Origin of the sequence: Herbaspirillum sp. meg3, assembly GCF_002257565.1 — a bacterium.
Classification (GTDB): domain Bacteria; phylum Pseudomonadota; class Gammaproteobacteria; order Burkholderiales; family Burkholderiaceae_D; genus Herbaspirillum.
In genome coordinates this window covers 3,898,194-3,914,789 of sequence record NZ_CP022736.1, presented here as the reverse complement: position 1 = coordinate 3,914,789, position 16,596 = coordinate 3,898,194, and the positions used below count along the sequence as shown (strand labels likewise).

Here is a 16,596-nt window from a genome sequence, read left to right as displayed (position 1 = left end):
GAAAGTCAGGACCCAGTGTCGTGCCGACCGTTGTCACGACGCTGGATCCCAGCGTGCGCTGGGACGATGGGGATTTTATTGCAGTTACCCGATCAGGCGGCCATGCCGCTATGGCGCAGCAACGCATCAATGCTTGGTTCGCGCCCACGGAAAGCCTTGAACGACTCAATCGCCGGACGTGAGCCGCCGACCGCCAGGATTTCCTTCTGGAAGCGCAGGCCGGTTTCGATCGAGACTACGTTGTCGCCCTTGGCTGCAGCTTCTTCAAACGCGCTGTAAGCGTCTGCGGACAAAACTTCCGCCCACTTGTAGCTGTAATAGCCGGCCGCATAACCACCTGCGAAGATGTGGCTGAACGAATGCTGGAAACGGTTGAATTCCGGCGGACGGATCACGGCAAATTTGTCGCGTACGGCGTTCAATACGGATTGCACGCTGTCCTTGCCGGAGGCGTCGTAGTCGTAATGGATGTGCATGTCGAACAGCGAGAACTCAACTTGGCGCAGCATTTGCAGGCCGGACTGGAAGTTCTTTGCGGCCGTCATCTTGTCGAACAGTTCGCGCGGCAACGGTGCGCCGGTGTCGGCGTGGGCGGTCATGTGTTGCAGCACGTCCCATTCCCAGCAGAAGTTTTCCATGAACTGCGACGGCAATTCAACCGCATCCCATTCCACTCCGGAGATGCCCGACACGCCGACTTCGTCGACTTGCGTCAACATGTGGTGCAGGCCGTGGCCGGATTCGTGGAACAGAGTATTGACTTCGTCATGCGTGAACAGCGCCGGCTTCTTCACGCCGTCAACGGTCATTGGTTCAGTGAAGTTGCAGACCAGATAAGCGATCGGAGTCTGCACGCCATTGGCAGTCATGCGGCGCGAGCGGGCGTCATCCATCCAGGCACCGCCGCGCTTGCCGCTGCGAGCGTAAAGATCAAGATAGAACTGGCCGATCAGTTTGCCGTCGCGCTCGATACGGAAGAACTTGACGTCCGGATGCCAGACCGGTGCGGTGTCCGGTTTGATGTTGACGTTGAACAGGCGTTGGATGACCTGGAACAGGCCTTCGACGACCTTCGGTTCGGGGAAATATTGCTTCACTTCCTGCTCGGAGAAAGCGTAGCGCTGTTCGCGCAGCTTTTCGGCGGCGTAGGTCATGTCCCAGGCTTCAAGCGTGTCGAGGCCGAGTTCATCGTGCGCAAAGGTGCGCAGTTCCGCCAGGTCTTTTTCGCCATAGGAGCGCGCGCGGCGGCCCAGGTCTTCGAGGAAACCGATGACTTCTTGCGGCGATTGCGCCATCTTCGGTACCAACGATAATTCAGCGAAATTCTTGAAGCCCAGCATCACGGCTTCTTCGTGGCGCAATTGCAGGATTTCCTGCATGTTGGCGGTGTTGTCCCATTCCGGCTTGGCACCCAGTTCCGAGGCCTTGGTAGCGTTGGCGCGATAGATTTTTTCGCGCAGGCTGCGGCTGTGTGCGTATTGCAGGACAGGGAAGTAAGACGGGAAATGCAGCGTGAACTTGAAGCCTGGCGTCCCGTCTTTTTCGGCAGCCGCGCGTGCGGCTTGCTTGACGTCGTCCGGCAGGCCTGCCAGCTCGGATTCGTTTTCGACAAAGAGGCCGAAATCGTTGGTGGCGTCGAGGATGTTTTCCGAGAAGCGGGTGGTCAGCGCGGCTGACTTTTCCTGGATTTCGGCGAAACGTTCTTTCTGATCGTCAGGCAACTCGGCGCCCGACAGGCGGAAGTCGCGTACGGCGTTGTCGATGACTTTCTTGCGGGCGCCCGACAGGCCGGCGTATTCCGGGCCGGTTTGCACGGCCTTGTATTTCTCGAACAGGGCCAGGTTCTGGCCCAACGCGGTCCAGAACTCGACCAGCTTGGGCTGGTTTTCGTTGTAGGTGGCGCGCAGTTCCGGTGTATCCACCACTGAATTCAGATGTCCGACAATGCTCCAGGCGCGGCCCAGTTGCTCGGTGGCGTTTTCCAGCGGCTCGACGAAATTGGACCAGGTGACTTGCGCCATCGGCGCTTCCAGCTCGGAGACCAGCTTGCCGGCCTTGGCCAGCAAGGTTTCGACGGCGGGCGTGACGTGTTCCGGCTTGATCGCGTCGAAGCGCGCCAGGCCGGAAAAGTCCAGCAACGGGTTGTTGTCAGGCGTAATCGGGGTATCTGTAGTGACTGTGGTGGTGGTCATAGGAACTCAGGTTCTTTCAGCAGCTTCAATAGTATTGACCAGCAACATGGTGATGGTCATCGGCCCCACGCCGCCGGGCACGGGGGTGATGTAACCTGCGACTTCCTTGGCATTGGCAAAATCCACATCGCCGCACAACTTGCCGTTATCGTCACGGTTCATGCCTACATCGATGACGACAGCGCCGGGTTTGACCATGTCGGCGGTAACGATGTTGCGTTTGCCGGTGGCCACCACCAGAATATCTGCCTGGCGGGTATGGTGGCCCAGATCGCGGGTCTTGGAGTTACAGATAGTGACGGTTGCCCCGGCTTGCAAGAGCAACATTGCCTGTGGCTTGCCGACAATGTTGGAGGCGCCGACTACGACCGCATTGGCGCCACGCACCGGATAATTGATGGATTCCAGCATTTTCATGACGCCGTAAGGCGTGCAGGGGCGGAACAGCGGCTGGCCGGTCATCAGCAGACCGGCGTTGCTGATGTGGAAACCGTCGACGTCCTTGTCGGCGGCAATCGCCTCGATCACTTTATTGGCGTCGATATGCGCCGGCAGCGGCAATTGCACCAGAATGCCGTTGATCTTGGGATCCTTGTTGAGCGCATCGATGCGCGCCAGCAGATCGGCTTCGGTCAGCGTGGCGTCGTACTTTTCCAGTACCGAGTGCAAGCCGTTATCTTCGCAAGCCTTGACCTTGTTGCGCACATACACCTGGGACGCCGGGCTGTCGCCAACCAGGATCACGGCCAGACCGGGCTGTTTGCCCTTGGCGGTGAGGGCGGCTGCGCGTTTGGCGACGTCGGCGCGCAGTTGTTGGGAGAGCAGGTTACCGTCGATTAATTGTGCTGGCATGGTGGGGAAAGGCTCAATGTGGAAGAATAAAGCGACATTATAAAGGGCTGCGCGGGCAGGGTGTCAGACGCCTTGAATGCGAGCAAAATCGATAGTTCGCGGATTTAGTCGTCCGACGACGCGGATTTTAATTTTCGGTTATGCTCCGCCAACTAATTGAATTGAGTGAATCCGAGGACCTTGCATGACCGATCTGCTGACCCGCCGCTTAGCCCTATTTGCCAGCCCGGAAAACCGTGCGCTGCTTGGACAAGGCTTGCGCGGCGTGGAGCGCGAAACCCTGCGTGTGACCCCGGAAGGACAGTTGGCGACCACGCCGCATCCGGCCGTACTGGGTTCTGCGCTGACCAACGAGCAGATCACGACCGACTATTCGGAATCTTTGCTGGAGTTCATCACACCGGCGGAACATGACATCGCCACAGCCCTGAAGCGACTCGATGAAATCCATCGTTTTGTGCACGCCAACCTGAACGGCGAGTTGCTGTGGAACGAGTCCATGCCCTGTGTGCTGCCGCCCGAGGAAGATATTCCCATCGCGTGGTACGGTACCTCGCACATCGGCACGCTGAAACACGTCTACCGCCGTGGTCTCGCCTTGCGTTACGGCAAGACCATGCAGTGCATCGCCGGCATTCATTACAACTTTTCGCTCAACGAAGGCGTCTGGACGCTGCTGCGCGAACTGGATGATCGTGAGCAAAGCGTGGAGCCGTCGTTTTCGGCGCGTGATTACCAATCAGAGAGCTACATTGCGCTGATCCGCAATTTCCGCCGCTACAGCTGGCTGCTGATGTATCTGTTCGGTGCATCGCCTGCGCTGGCGTCGAATTTCCTGCGCGGCCGTCCGCACAAGCTGGAGACGCTGAGCGACGACACGCTTTACCTGCCGTACGCCACCAGCCTGCGCATGAGCGATCTTGGCTATCAGAGCAACGCCCAGGCCAACATCACGCCGCACTACAATAATCTGCACAGCTATATAAAGAGCCTGTCGCAAGCCGTAAGCCAGCCCTATCCGGCATATGAGGCCATCGGTACCAAGCGCGACGGCGAGTGGATACAGATCAATACCAATATCCTGCAGATCGAAAACGAGTACTACTCGGCGATCCGCCCCAAGCGCGTGATCTATAGCGGCGAACGTCCGGTGCAGGCGCTGGCCGCACGCGGCGTGCAGTATGTTGAAGTGCGCTGCATGGATATCGATCCGTTCGAGCCGCTGGGCGTGAGCCTGCAGGCGTCGCGCTTCCTCGACGTGTTCCTGCATTTCATCGCGTTTGAAGAGAGTTCGCTGACGTCGGATGAAAGCGGTGCCGAAAGCCGCTGCAACTTCTCCAAGGTGGTCAAGGAAGGCCGTCGCCCGGGCTTGCAACTGGAACAAGAGGGCAAATCCATCGGCCTGCAGGAATGGGGATTCGAATTGCTGGACCGGATGCAGCCTATCGCCGCACTGCTGGATGCTCAGGCCGGTGGTGAACAGCATGCACAAGCGCTGCAGGCGCAGCGTGAAAAGCTGCGTGACGTCGAATTGACGCCATCAGCCCGCGTATTGAGAGAAGTACGTGCAACCGGCAATTCGTTCGCCAGATTCGCGCTAAACCTGAGCCGCAGCCAGGCCGAGCAATTCCTGGCGCGTCCGTTGAGTGCTGAACTGACGGCAGAATTCAATGCCACCGCGCAGACTTCCATCGAACAGCAGCAATCCATAGAGAGCACGCAAATCGGTGACTTCGACACCTTCGTGGCTGCCTACCGGGCCAGCACGCTGGGAAATATCAGCGTTTGAGCGCTGACCTGAATGCACAATTGTTGCCGGATAATCGGCACATTCATTTGAATAAATTCTAACGGCGAGCAATCATTTTTGGATTGTTCGCCGTCTTTGCTTCTTCCCTCAGGAAAGCAGCTTAAAAACCAATTCTTTTCGCGTATATTCCGCCCGATTCAGCTAACGGCGAGGTGCGATGATGCGTGTGAAAAAGATCATTACGGTATGTCTTCTGGGTTTGCTTGCTTCCATGGGAGCAGCAGCTTCCGCGCAGGATTTGCTTGATGGCGTCAAAGCACGGGGTACGCTGCGCGTGGCGGTCGAGGGGACGTATCCGCCGTTCAATTTCAAAGACAAAAAGACCGGCGAGCTGACAGGCTTCGACATTGAGTTCGCGCGTGCCCTGGCGGGCAAGTTGGGCGTCAAGGCGGAATTCGTCGCTACCGAATGGGTCGGCATCCTCGCCGGGCTGCAAGTCGGTAAATATGACGCCATCATTTCGGAGGTCACCATGACGCCGAAAAGAGAAGCAGAGTTCGACTTCTCGCGTCCCTATACCTACTCAACGGCGCAATTGATTCTGCGCAAAGACGACAAGGCCGAATATCGCGACTTCGTCAGCCTCAAGGGCAAGAGCGTCGGCGTGGGGCAGGGCAGCAGCTATGCAGAGACGCTCAATGCGGTCGGTGGGATCAACGTCAAGACGTATGTTTCGGCACCGCTCAATTTGCAGGATCTGGCTAACGGCCGTATTGACGCCGCATTGAACGACCGCCTGCTGGTGCCTTACATGATTCAGGAAGCCAAATTACCCCTGCGGGTAGCCGCAGCTATCGGCGACATCCAAAAGCAGGGCATTCCTTTCAAGAAGAACAACCCCAAGTTCAAGGCTGCCGTCGATACTGCCATTGCCGACATGATCCGGGACGGCAGCTACGCCCGCATTTCGCAGAAATGGTTCGGACTGGATGCATCTCGTTTGCCGTCCCGATAAGGCCGGCGTCCTTGCCTTGACTATCCACGGCTGACTTTCTTCATGGCTGAGCTTCTTTCTCTCGTCACCGAATCCGGCAATCTTATTTTGCTGGGGACGCTTTACACCTTGTTATATGCCGTACTTGGCATGCTCTTCGGATTGCCGCTCGGCATGCTGGTGACGTTCATTTGCTATGAACGGGTGCCGGTGCTGGCCGGTTGCGCACGCGTCTATGTGAGTTTCCTGCGCAGTACGCCCCAGCTGATACAAGCCTTTCTGATCTATTTCGGCCTGGGCGCTGCGGGTGTCGATTTGCCGCTGATCGTGATCGGGACGCTGGTATTGACTGCAAACGCCAGCGCCTATTTGTCGGAAACCATGCGCGGCGCCATGGAGGGCGTCAGCGCAGGGCAATGGGGAGCCGGTTACAGCCTTGGGCTGACAAGGTTTCAGACCATCTGCAGCATCATCGCGCCGCAGGCATTCCGGCTGGCGATCCCCGGCATCAGTAATACATTGATCAGCCTGTTTAAAGATACGTCAGTACTGTCGGTGATTACGGTTGCCGAACTGATGAAATACACCGGCGACATCATTTCGGTCACCTTCAAGCCATTTACCTTCTATTTAATAGCGGCGTTTATCTATTGGGGCTTGTGCCTTTTATATGAGTACTGCGTCCACCGCAGGGTAGAGGCGCATTTCAAGAAGGCTTATCGACCGTCGTTCTGACATTCCGAGCGGCTCGAATGCTTGCAGTTTTTTCCACTGCCCGGGCTGGGAGAAATTCCTGTTTTTGATACGGTCATTTTTGTTTTGAAAGGTAATACATGAAGAGGCTCCTTCTTATTTCCACACTGTTTGGTCTGGCTTCCCTTGCGCATGCAGGCAATGTGCAAACCTTGGTGACAAAAACCTTCACCATCGACATAACGACGCATTGCGAGGAAGGCGAGGTAACTTGTAGCAAGGTTGATTATGTCGGCACGCGTAACGGCAAGCCGAATGATCGCATCAAGCTGAAAGGGCGGACTTTAACGCTTGGAAGCGGGCAAGGGCGTTTTATCGGCTATGAGTTCAAGAATGGTGCGTATCTCTATAAGGTGCTGGAAGAGGGGCAGTTGCAGATATTCAAGGGCGGCAAGCTGCTGCAGCGCGAAACCGGCGTATGGAAGTGAGACTGAAAACAAGAGTGGGCCTGCATGCTGAAACATGTCAGGCCTCTTTTCCAAGCAGGGCGTAGTTTTTGCGGCGCTGCAACCAAGCCGGAAGCCGCGATTTTTAGATGAGTCTGATTTTGGGGCCTCACAAGATGCCCTGTTTATGCCGCTTTGCAGCAATTTCCCATAATATGAAATCGAATATCGCTATTTGAAAATGCAAAAAGCCCTGTTAAAATGCCTCGTCCAAGCGGCACAAAGACCGTACATTATTGGCTAAAAGAACCGCGAGAACTGCGCCACGGCGCATCGCAGCTTCGCGTGACAGATTGAGAAGTGCAGTCTCGCATGCAGGTTCGTACTACAGATTAAGTATTGCAGCTTAACGATCCGGCCTCGCCGCCGATCCCTATCAACTCAGGAGACATACCATGTCAGCCCAAATCGACCAAGTCCTGGCGCAAGCCGCCAACGATCCCGATGTGATTGAAACGCAAGAGTGGCTCGACGCCCTCGAAGCCGTGATCGAAGCAGAAGGCCCGGAACGTGCACATTACCTGATGGAGCGCATGGTCGATCTGGCCCGCCGCCGCGGTGCGCACATCCCGTTCTCCAGCAATACTGCCTACGTCAACACCATTCCTGCCGATCAGGGCGAGCATTGCCCGGGCAATCTGGAAATCGAAGAACGCCTGCGCTCGTGGATGCGCTGGAATGCCATGGCGATGGTCGTCAAGGCCAACCGCGTCGACGGCGACCTTGGCGGTCACTTGTCCTCGTTTGCTTCGCTGGCGAACATGCTGGGCATTGGCTTCAACCATTTCTGGCACGCTCCGACCGAAGACCACGGCGGCGACCTGCTGTACATCCAGGGCCACTCCTCGCCGGGCATCTACGCGCGCGCGTTCCTGGAAGGCCGTCTGACCGAAGACCAACTGATTCACTTCCGCCGCGAAGCCGACGGTCACGGTCTGTCCTCGTATCCGCATCCGAAGCTGATGCCTGAATTCTGGCAGTTCCCGACCGTGTCGATGGGCCTGGGCCCGCTGATGGCGATCTATCAGGCGCGTTTCCTGAAGTACCTGCACGCACGCGGCATCGCCAAAACCGACAACCGCAAGGTCTGGGCCTTCTGCGGCGACGGTGAAATGGACGAGCCGGAATCGATGGGCGCCATCGGTATGGCAGGCCGTGAAAAGCTGAACAACCTGGTTATCGTGGTCAACTGCAACCTGCAACGCCTGGACGGTCCGGTGCGCGGCAACGGCAAGATCATTCAAGAGCTGGAATCCGATTTCCGCGGCGCCGGCTGGAACGTGGTCAAGGTTATCTGGGGCAGCGGCTGGGACGAACTGCTGGCCAAGGACAAGGAAGGCATCCTGCAAAAAGTGATGATGGAAACCGTCGACGGCGAATATCAGAACTACAAGGCCAAGGATGGCGCGTTCGTGCGCAAGCACTTCTTCGGTAAGCATCCGAAGTTGCTGGAAATGGTCAGCAAGATGTCCGACGACGACATCTGGCGCCTGACCCGTGGCGGCCACGATCCGCACAAGATCTACGCAGCATTCAAGGTTGCGCAGGACAGCAAGGATCAACCGACCGTCATCCTGGCCAAGTCCATCAAGGGCTATGGCTTCGGCAAAGCCGGCGAAGCACGCAACACCGCACACAACACCAAGAAACTGGACGACGAAGCCATCAAGGCCATGCGCGACCGTTTCCAACTGCCGATCTCCGACGCCGACTTGCCGAACATCCCGTTCTTCAAGCCATCCGACGACACGCCGGAAATGCAATACCTGCACGAGCGCCGCAAAGCGCTGGGCGGCTATCTGCCACAACGCCGTCCGCAAGCTGACGAAAAACTGGTGGTGCCTGAACTGTCCGCATTCCAGGTCATGCTGGAACCGACTGCCGAAGGCCGCGAAATCTCGACCACCGCAGCGTACTCCCGCGTGCTGACCGCGCTGCTGCGCGACAGCAGCCTGGGCCAGCGCGTGGTGCCGATCATGGTTGACGAATCGCGTACGTTCGGTATGGAAGGTCTGTTCCGTCAGATTGGTATTTTCAGCCAGGTCGGTCAGCTGTACGAACCGGTCGACAAAGACCAGGTCATGTACTACCGCGAAGACAAGGCCGGTCAGATTCTGCAGGAAGGCATCAATGAAGCCGGCGGTATGAGTTCGTGGATCGCTGCGGCGACGTCGTACTCGACCAACAACCGCATCATGATTCCGTTTTACACGTATTACTCGATGTTCGGTCTGCAACGTATCGGCGATCTGGCCTGGGCTGCCGGCGACATGCGCGCCCGCGGCTTCCTGATCGGCGGCACCGCCGGTCGTACCACGCTGAACGGCGAAGGCCTGCAGCACGAAGACGGCCATAGCCACGTGTTCGCTTCGGCGATCCCGAACTGCGTGCCTTACGATCCGACCTTCGCTCACGAAGTCGCCGTGATCATCCATGACGGCCTGCGCCGCATGGTCGGCAACCAGGAAGACGTGTTCTACTACATCACCGTGATGAACGAGAACTACGGCCATCCAGGCATCAAGCCGGGTCAGGAAGAGGGCATCATCAAGGGCCTGTACCTGCTGAACGAAAGCAGCAAGAAGAACAAGCTGCGCGTGCAACTGCTGGGTTCCGGCACCATCCTGCGCGAAGTCATCGCTGCGGCAGATCTGCTGCGCGACGACTGGAAGGTCGACGCCGACGTCTGGTCCGCACCGTCGTTCACGCTGCTGGCGCGTGACGGTCAGGATTCGGAGCGCTGGAACATGCTGCATCCAGCCGAAGCTGCTCGCAAGAGCCACTTCGAGCAATCGATGGAAGGCACGGAAGGCCCGATCGTGGTATCGACCGACTACATGCGCACCTATGCCGAGCAAGTCCGCGCCTTCGTACCAAAGGGCCGTACTTACAAGGTGTTGGGTACCGACGGTTACGGCCGCTCCGACACCCGCGCCAAGCTGCGCGAGTTCTTCGAAGTCGACCGTCACTATGTGACTGTGGCTGCGCTGAAGTCGCTGGCTGACGAAGGCAAGATCAAGCCTTCCGTGGTTGCCGAAGCGATCGCCAAGTACGGCATCAATCCGGAAAAACCAAATCCAGTGACCCAATAATTTTGGAAATCTGCTGGACCTGAACCATCAGCGAGGCGGCTTGTCATGACATACTTATTGTCGGCAAGCCGCCTTCAACATGAGTGGACACAAATCCGGCGCTGCATTTAACCCCATGCAACGCACCGGATCCAGAACAAACGGAGCGCAAGAGATGAGTCAAATCGAAGTAAAAGTACCGGATATTGGCGATTTCAAAGAAGTTGAAGTCATTGAAGTTCTGGTCAAGGTAGGCGATACCATCAAAGTCGAACAATCCCTGTTGACTGTCGAATCCGACAAGGCCAGCATGGAAATCCCATCCAGCCACGCCGGCGTGGTCAAAGAGATTCGCGTCAAGCTCGGCGACAAGGTTGCCGAAGGCTCCGTGGTCGTGATCGTTGATGCCGAAGGTGCCGGTGCTGCGCCGGCAGCAGCTCCGGTTGCAGCCGCTGCCGCTGTAGCCCCCGCGGCTGCCGCAACGGCATCCGCTCCTGCTCCGGCTGCAGCGCCGGCAGTGTCAGGTGGCCTGCAAGACATCCTCGTTCCTGATATCGGCGATTTCGCCGAAGTCGAAGTGATCGAACTGCTGGTCAAGGTCGGCGACACCGTCAAGGTCGAACAATCCCTGCTGACCGTCGAATCCGACAAGGCCAGTATGGAAATCCCGTCGAGCCACGCCGGCGTGATCAAGGAACTGAAAGTCAAGATCGGCGACAAGGTTGCCAAGGGTTCGCTGGTTGCCGTGGTGGAAGCCACTGGCGGCGCTGCTCCGGCGGCAGCTCCCGCACCTGCCGCTGCTGCCCCGGCTCCGGCCGCAGCGCCTGCATCAGCTCCTGTTGCTGCCGCCGCTGCGCCTGCAATGGCAGTCGCAGCCGTCACGCCAGGTTCGGCGAACAAGTCTCACGCTTCCCCATCGGTGCGCAAGTTTGCCCGTGAACTGGGCGTCGATCTGACCCGCGTGGTCGGCACCGGCCCGAAGAACCGCATCCTGCAAGAAGACATCCAGAAATTCGTCAAGGCGGCGCTGGCCGGCGGTGCTGGCACAGCAGCCTCTGCGCCTGCCAAGAACGGCAGCGGCGCGGGTCTGGATCTGTTGCCATGGCCGTCGCTGGACTTCAGTAAGTTTGGTCCGACTGAGTTGCTGCCGCTCTCGCGCATCAAGAAGATCAGTGGTCCAAACCTGCACCGCAACTGGGTCATGATTCCGCACGTCACGCAATTCGACGAAGCCGATGTCACCGAGCTGGAAGAATTCCGCAAGTCGTCCAACGACGCTTATGCCAAGGCCAAGTCGCCGGTCAAGCTGACCATGCTGGCGTTCGTGATCAAGGCCAGTGTCTCGGCGCTGAAGAAATTCCCGGCGTTCAATTCCTCGCTCGATGCCAAGGGTGAAAACCTGATCCTCAAGCAGTACTACAACATCGGCTTCGCCGCCGACACGCCGAACGGCCTGGTGGTGCCCGTGATCAAGAACGCCGATCAGAAGACCATCGGCCAGATCGCGACAGAAATGGGCGACCTGTCGGCGCAAGCGCGCGACGGCAAGTTGAAGCCGGCCGACATGCAAGGCGCGACCTTCACCATTTCGTCGCTGGGCGGCATTGGCGGCACGGCCTTCACGCCGATCATCAATGCGCCTGAAGTGGCGATCCTGGGCTTGTCCAAGTCGATCATCAAACCGGTCTGGGACGGCAAGCAATTCGTGCCGCGCCTGATGCTGCCGACCTCGCTGTCCTACGATCACCGCGTGGTCGACGGCGCGATGGGCGCGCGCTTCTCGGCTTATCTGGCCGAAGTGCTGGGCGATTTGCGTAAGTCTCTGCTTTAATTGTTTCTGCTGCGCCGTACCGATTCAACTTGGTGCGGCGCTTCAGTTTCAGACAAGCACAAAGCAGTGCCGCGCATTCATTCCTGTAATGAATCAGCGCAGCGCAAATCAGCGAATAACAGAATTTACGGAGTAAAGACATGAGTCTGAGCGAAGTCAAAGTCCCCGATATCGGCGATTTCAAAGAAGTGGAAGTGATCGAATTGCTGGTCAAGGTTGGCGACACCATCAAGGTCGAGCAATCGCTGATCACCGTCGAGTCCGACAAGGCCAGCATGGAAATCCCGTCCAGCACAGCTGGCGTGGTGAAAGAATTGAAAGTCAAAGTAGGCGACAAGGTTGCTGAAGGTTCCGTGCTGCTGTTGGTGGAAGCCAGTGGCGATGCGGCTGCTGCTCCTGCTCCGGCAGCAGCGCCGGCACCTGCTGCTGCAGCACCAGCACCAGCACCAGCACCAGCACCTGCTGCGGCTCCAGCTCCAGCAGCACCGGCCCCGGTTGCTGCCAGCTTCGGTGGTGCGGCAGATATCGAATGCGACATGATGGTTCTCGGTGCAGGCCCTGGCGGCTATTCCGCCGCGTTCCGCGCCGCCGATCTGGGCATGAATACCGTGCTGGTCGAGCGTTATTCAACCCTCGGTGGTGTGTGCCTGAACGTTGGTTGCATTCCCTCCAAGGCGCTGCTGCACGTCGCCGCCGTCATCGATGAAACTGCTGCGATGGCCTCGCATGGCGTCACCTTCGCCAAGCCGGAAATCGACATCGACAAGCTGCGCGCCTACAAGGAAAAAGTCATTGGCACCATGACCGGCGGTCTGGCCGGCATGGCCAAGGCGCGCAAGGTCAACGTCGTACAAGGTGTCGGCCAGTTCGTCGGCGCCAATCACATTGAAGTGACCGCAGCCGACGGCAGCAAGAAAACCGTCAAGTTCAAGCAAGCCATCATCGCCGCCGGTTCGTCGGTGGTGAACCTGCCTTTCGTGCCGCAAGATCCGCGCATCGTCGATTCGACCGGCGCGCTGGAACTGCGTCAGGTGCCAAAACGCATGCTGGTTATCGGCGGCGGCATCATCGGTCTCGAAATGGCCACCGTGTATTCCACGCTGGGCGCACGTATTGATGTCGTCGAAATGATGGACGGCCTGATGCAAGGTGCGGATCGCGACATGGTCAAGGTCTGGCAGAAATTCAACGAAAAGCGTTTTGACAACATCATGTTGAAGACCAAGACAGTTGGTGTCGAAGCGTTGAAGGAAGGCATCAAGGTCACCTTCGAAGCCGCGGAAGCCGGCGCCAAAGCACCCGAGCCGCAAGTCTACGATCTGGTGCTGGTGGCCGTGGGGCGCAGCCCGAACGGCAAGAAGATTGCGGCCGACAAGGCCGGCGTGACCGTGACCGATCGCGGTTTCATTCCTGTCGACAGTCAGATGCGCACCAACGTGCCGCACATCTTCGCCATCGGCGATCTGGTTGGTCAGCCGATGCTGGCGCACAAGGCCGTGCACGAAGCGCACGTTGCTGCGGAAGCCGCTGCTGGTGAGAAGAGCCACTTCGACGCCAGCGTCATTCCTTCGGTGGCGTACACCGATCCGGAAGTGGCATGGGTCGGCATCACCGAAGACGAAGCCCGTACCAAGGGCATCAAGCTGGAGAAGGGCCACTTCCCGTGGGCTGCCTCCGGTCGCGCGGTCGCCAACGGCCGTTCGGAAGGTTTCACCAAGCTGCTGTTCGATGCTGAGACACATCGCATCGTCGGTGGCGGTATCGTCGGTACGCACGCCGGCGACATGATCGGTGAAATCGCACTGGCCATCGAAATGGGCGCTGACGCCGTCGACATCGGCAAGACTATCCATCCTCACCCGACGCTGGGCGAATCGATCGGTATGGCGGCGGAAGTCTACAAGGGCGTTTGCACCGACTTGCCACCGATGCGCAAGAAATAAAAGAAATAGGAAGAGTCATCAGCGACGGAGTATTTCGCTGAAAAGAAAAACGGCTGACATCGCAAGATGCCAGCCGTTTTTTTATTTCCTGCGTTATTCAGGATGAGCTGATTGAAATCAGCCGTTCAGAATGCGCATGCCTTCCTCGGTATAGCGTGGCCCGGCAGCCGCATCAGCAGGGAAGAGCCGATTCAGTTCTTCCAGATGCGATGACGTCAACGTCACCGCTAGCGCGCCGCTGTTTTCTTCCAGATAGGTGCGGCGCTTGGTGCCCGGAATCGGCACGATATGCTCGCCTTGCGCCAGTACCCAGGCCAATGCCAATTGCGACGGCGAGCATTCATAACGCGTTGCCAGCTCTTTTACTTTCTCCACCAGCAGCAGATTCTTCGCAAAGTTCTCTCCCTGGAAGCGTGGATTATGACGACGATAATCATCAGCATCGAACTGATCCGGGCGCGTAATTGCACCGGTCAGAAAGCCGCGTCCCAGAGGGCTGTACGGTACGAAACCGATGCCCAGCTTCTTGCATGTCGCCAGCACGTCCTGCTCCGGATCGCGCGTCCACAGTGAGTATTCACTTTGCAGTGCGGTGATCTTGTGGACTTTGCTGGCGCGCTCCAGTGTTTGCGATGAGGCTTCCGACAAACCGATGTGACGGATTTTTCCGGCCTTGACCAGATCCGCCAGCGCGCCCACGGTCTCTTCGATCGGCGTGTTCTGATCGATGCGGTGCTGGTAATACAAATCGATGGTCTCGACGCCCAAGCGTTTCAGACTGCCTTCGACCGAGCTGCGGATGTAGTCCGGTTTGCCATTGACCCCGCGCGCCGCCGGATTGGAAGGGTCACGCACGATGCCGAATTTGGTCGCGAGGAAGACTTGGTCCCGCTTGCCCTTGATTGCCTTGGCAATCAACTCTTCATTGATGTAAGGGCCATACATGTCGGCAGTATCGAGAAAGCAGATGCCGAGTTCCAAAGCGCGGTGGATGGTGGCGATGGATTCGACGTCGTCGCGGTTCGAATAGAAATCGCTCATGCCCATGCAGCCGAGGCCGATGGACGAGACGGTCGGGCCGTCAGCGCCGAGCTTGCGGGTGCCGACTTGCGTTGCCGGTTTCGCGTGTGCGTTTTTTGCTGGTGTTGCTGGTGTTGCTGTGGTCATTGGAAGCGTCCTCGATAGATTGCTGGTGAGTGACGACGACAGCCGGCAAGGCGCTTTCCAAGTCTTCATACATGTTCACTTTCATATGAAGCACAGCCAGATTGCTTTGCAGTTCGGCGATCGTCTCTTCCACGGTGCGGGCGTGCTGTTGCAGCAATGCCTTCCGTGCAGACACACTTTCCGCCGTGTTGCCGGCGCGACGCAGCTCTGCGTAGCGCAGCATGTCGCGGATCGGCAGACCGGTCGAACGCAGCTTTAGCAAGAATCCGATCCAGAGCAGATCTTCTTCACGGAACATGCGGTGCGTATTGTCCTGGCGTGCGATGGGATCGAGCAGGCCGATCTTTTCGTAGTAGCGCAGGGTATGCACCGACAATCCGGTCTTTGCAGCAGCTTGTTGTATGGTCAGGGAAGTGGTCATGTAGGGCAGTCTAGGAGTTGGAGTGCGCTCTAAGTCAAGGGCGATTATGCGCTTTTTTCTGACGGCTTGTCAGGATGCAGACTGCTAATCAGGCGCGCGCCAGCAAACTTTTGACAGCTATGCAAAGATAGCGTTTTTCGCGGGAAAGCCCATGCACAACCGTGCGGTCACCGACCGGCAGCGCATGCGGTTTTCTCAGTTTGCAATGCTCAGGAGAAGAGTGAATGAGTCACCCGTTTAATCCCGCCCCCATCGCCGAAAAATTCGGTATCCCCGCTGCTGACCTCGGCATCGCACTGATCAGCCATACGCTGGAAGGTATTGAGTACGAAAGCGTCCTGCTATTCAACAAGAAGAGCACAGCGCCGGTCGCCGGCGTGCTGTCGATCCCCAATTTCTTCGGCGTCAGCCAGAAGGCATTGGAAGTCGCCGCTACAACGATCGGACTGAACCAGGCGATTCTGGTCGGCGACGTGTACGGCAAGACCGTGCGCCCGACCAACGGCGATGAAGCCATGGCCGCCATCATCCCGCTGAAGAAAGATCGCGCCGAATTGCGCAAGCGCATGAGCGCCGTGCTGGAAGCGCTCAAGGGCCAGGATAAGGTCAAGCTGAGCGGCAAGTTAGGTGTTTGCGGCTTCTGCTTCGGCGGTACTGCTGCGCTGGAACTGGCCCGCGCCGGTGCAGCCGTCAATGCGTTTGCATCGCTGCACGGCGCGCTGGATACGCCAAATCCCAAAGATGCAGAAAACGTCAAGGGCGCGATTCTGGTGCTGCACGGCGTGCAAGACCCATCGGTGCCGCGCGACATGGTCAATGCCTTCATCGACGAAGTCAGTGCCGCCAAGCTGGACTGGCAACTGATCAACTACGGTCAGGCCGGCCACTCGTTTACGGATCCGGATGCCAACAACCCAGGCTTCTTCTATCACAAGCAAACTGCCGAACGTGCAGCAGTGGCGTTGAAGAACTTCTTTGCAGAGAAGCTGGCCTGATTTGTATCAGGAGTGTTGGGCACTTACGCCGTGGTCGCAGATCAGCAGGTCGCAGTCTCGTAAAAATGTCAATGTCAGGGAAATATTTGTCCAGGAGGTCTGAAAGCGGGCGTGCGCGCGTCAAGTCGATGAACTTTGTTCTAGCAGCCATATCGAAAACGTCGCGGATACGGGTTGCCAT

General features: G+C 57.9%; 12 protein-coding genes. 8 read left to right on the top strand and 4 right to left on the bottom strand.

What is annotated here, in order from left to right:
• Positions 1-92: 92 nt before the first annotated feature.
• Together hmeg3_RS17600 and folD are read right to left on the bottom strand one after the other, a co-directional pair.
• Complete coding sequence (locus hmeg3_RS17600; RefSeq protein WP_094564877.1) at positions 93-2,192, bottom strand: M3 family metallopeptidase; 2,100 nt, start codon at positions 2,190-2,192, stop codon at positions 93-95.
• A gap of 6 nt (positions 2,193-2,198) precedes the next feature.
• Positions 2,199-3,044, bottom strand: a complete 846-nt coding sequence (folD, locus tag hmeg3_RS17595) for a bifunctional methylenetetrahydrofolate dehydrogenase/methenyltetrahydrofolate cyclohydrolase FolD (RefSeq protein WP_094564876.1) — start codon at positions 3,042-3,044, stop codon at positions 2,199-2,201.
• A 184-nt stretch (positions 3,045-3,228) separates the two neighbouring features.
• Here folD and gshA point away from each other — a divergent pair, with 184 nt between their 5' ends.
• The 7 genes from gshA (at position 3,229) to lpdA (ending at position 13,832) form a co-directional block, all read left to right on the top strand.
• Positions 3,229-4,833, top strand: coding sequence for a glutamate--cysteine ligase (gshA, locus tag hmeg3_RS17590; RefSeq protein ID WP_094564875.1), 1,605 nt, complete (start codon positions 3,229-3,231; stop codon positions 4,831-4,833).
• A 181-nt stretch (positions 4,834-5,014) separates the two neighbouring features.
• Positions 5,015-5,809 carry a transporter substrate-binding domain-containing protein gene (locus hmeg3_RS17585; RefSeq protein ID WP_094566424.1) on the top strand — a complete coding sequence of 265 codons (795 nt, stop codon included), beginning with the start codon at positions 5,015-5,017 and terminating at the stop codon, positions 5,807-5,809.
• A gap of 42 nt (positions 5,810-5,851) precedes the next feature.
• Positions 5,852-6,523 (top strand): amino acid ABC transporter permease, encoded by a 672-nt coding sequence (locus hmeg3_RS17580; RefSeq protein WP_094564874.1) that lies wholly within the window; start codon positions 5,852-5,854, stop codon positions 6,521-6,523.
• A gap of 173 nt (positions 6,524-6,696) precedes the next feature.
• Positions 6,697-6,969 (top strand): hypothetical protein, encoded by a 273-nt coding sequence (locus hmeg3_RS17575; protein WP_157739301.1) that lies wholly within the window; start codon positions 6,697-6,699, stop codon positions 6,967-6,969.
• 413 nt (positions 6,970-7,382) lie between these two features.
• Complete coding sequence (aceE, locus tag hmeg3_RS17570) at positions 7,383-10,079, top strand: pyruvate dehydrogenase (acetyl-transferring), homodimeric type (protein ID WP_094564872.1); 2,697 nt, start codon at positions 7,383-7,385, stop codon at positions 10,077-10,079.
• Between the two features lie 154 nt (positions 10,080-10,233).
• Positions 10,234-11,889 carry a dihydrolipoyllysine-residue acetyltransferase gene (gene aceF, locus hmeg3_RS17565; RefSeq protein ID WP_094564871.1) on the top strand — a complete coding sequence of 552 codons (1,656 nt, stop codon included), beginning with the start codon at positions 10,234-10,236 and terminating at the stop codon, positions 11,887-11,889.
• A 140-nt stretch (positions 11,890-12,029) separates the two neighbouring features.
• Positions 12,030-13,832, top strand: coding sequence for a dihydrolipoyl dehydrogenase (gene lpdA, locus hmeg3_RS17560; protein ID WP_094564870.1), 1,803 nt, complete (start codon positions 12,030-12,032; stop codon positions 13,830-13,832).
• A gap of 117 nt (positions 13,833-13,949) precedes the next feature.
• On the opposite strand, the gene hmeg3_RS17555 is transcribed toward lpdA, so the two are convergent.
• Positions 13,950-14,999, bottom strand: coding sequence for an aldo/keto reductase (locus hmeg3_RS17555; RefSeq protein WP_157739300.1), 1,050 nt, complete (start codon positions 14,997-14,999; stop codon positions 13,950-13,952).
• On the bottom strand, positions 14,914-15,420 hold the full coding sequence (locus tag hmeg3_RS17550; RefSeq protein WP_094564868.1) for a MerR family transcriptional regulator: 507 nt from the start codon (positions 15,418-15,420) through the stop codon (positions 14,914-14,916). Before hmeg3_RS17550 ends, hmeg3_RS17555 begins: the two co-directional genes overlap by 86 nt.
• Before the next feature lie 224 nt (positions 15,421-15,644).
• Between hmeg3_RS17550 and hmeg3_RS17545 the strand changes: the two genes are divergently transcribed.
• Positions 15,645-16,415, top strand: coding sequence for a dienelactone hydrolase family protein (locus hmeg3_RS17545; protein ID WP_094564867.1), 771 nt, complete (start codon positions 15,645-15,647; stop codon positions 16,413-16,415).
• The last annotated feature ends 181 nt before the right edge of the window (positions 16,416-16,596 follow it).

Excerpts from the sequence above, each read along its gene's own strand:
- gshA (WP_094564875.1), top strand. The coding sequence starts at position 3,229 with ATGACCGATCTGCTGACCCGCCGCTTAGCCCTATTTGCCAGCCCGGAA.
- hmeg3_RS17580 (WP_094564874.1), top strand. The coding sequence starts at position 5,852 with ATGGCTGAGCTTCTTTCTCTCGTCACCGAATCCGGCAATCTTATTTTG.
- hmeg3_RS17585 (WP_094566424.1), top strand. The coding sequence starts at position 5,015 with ATGCGTGTGAAAAAGATCATTACGGTATGTCTTCTGGGTTTGCTTGCT.
- hmeg3_RS17555 (WP_157739300.1), bottom strand. The coding sequence starts at position 14,999 with ATGACCACAGCAACACCAGCAACACCAGCAAAAAACGCACACGCGAAA.
- hmeg3_RS17545 (WP_094564867.1), top strand. The coding sequence starts at position 15,645 with ATGAGTCACCCGTTTAATCCCGCCCCCATCGCCGAAAAATTCGGTATC.
- aceF (WP_094564871.1), top strand. The coding sequence starts at position 10,234 with ATGAGTCAAATCGAAGTAAAAGTACCGGATATTGGCGATTTCAAAGAA.
- aceE (WP_094564872.1), top strand. The coding sequence starts at position 7,383 with ATGTCAGCCCAAATCGACCAAGTCCTGGCGCAAGCCGCCAACGATCCC.
- hmeg3_RS17550 (WP_094564868.1), bottom strand. The coding sequence starts at position 15,420 with ATGACCACTTCCCTGACCATACAACAAGCTGCTGCAAAGACCGGATTG.
- folD (WP_094564876.1), bottom strand. The coding sequence starts at position 3,044 with ATGCCAGCACAATTAATCGACGGTAACCTGCTCTCCCAACAACTGCGC.
- lpdA (WP_094564870.1), top strand. The coding sequence starts at position 12,030 with ATGAGTCTGAGCGAAGTCAAAGTCCCCGATATCGGCGATTTCAAAGAA.
- hmeg3_RS17600 (WP_094564877.1), bottom strand. The coding sequence starts at position 2,192 with ATGACCACCACCACAGTCACTACAGATACCCCGATTACGCCTGACAAC.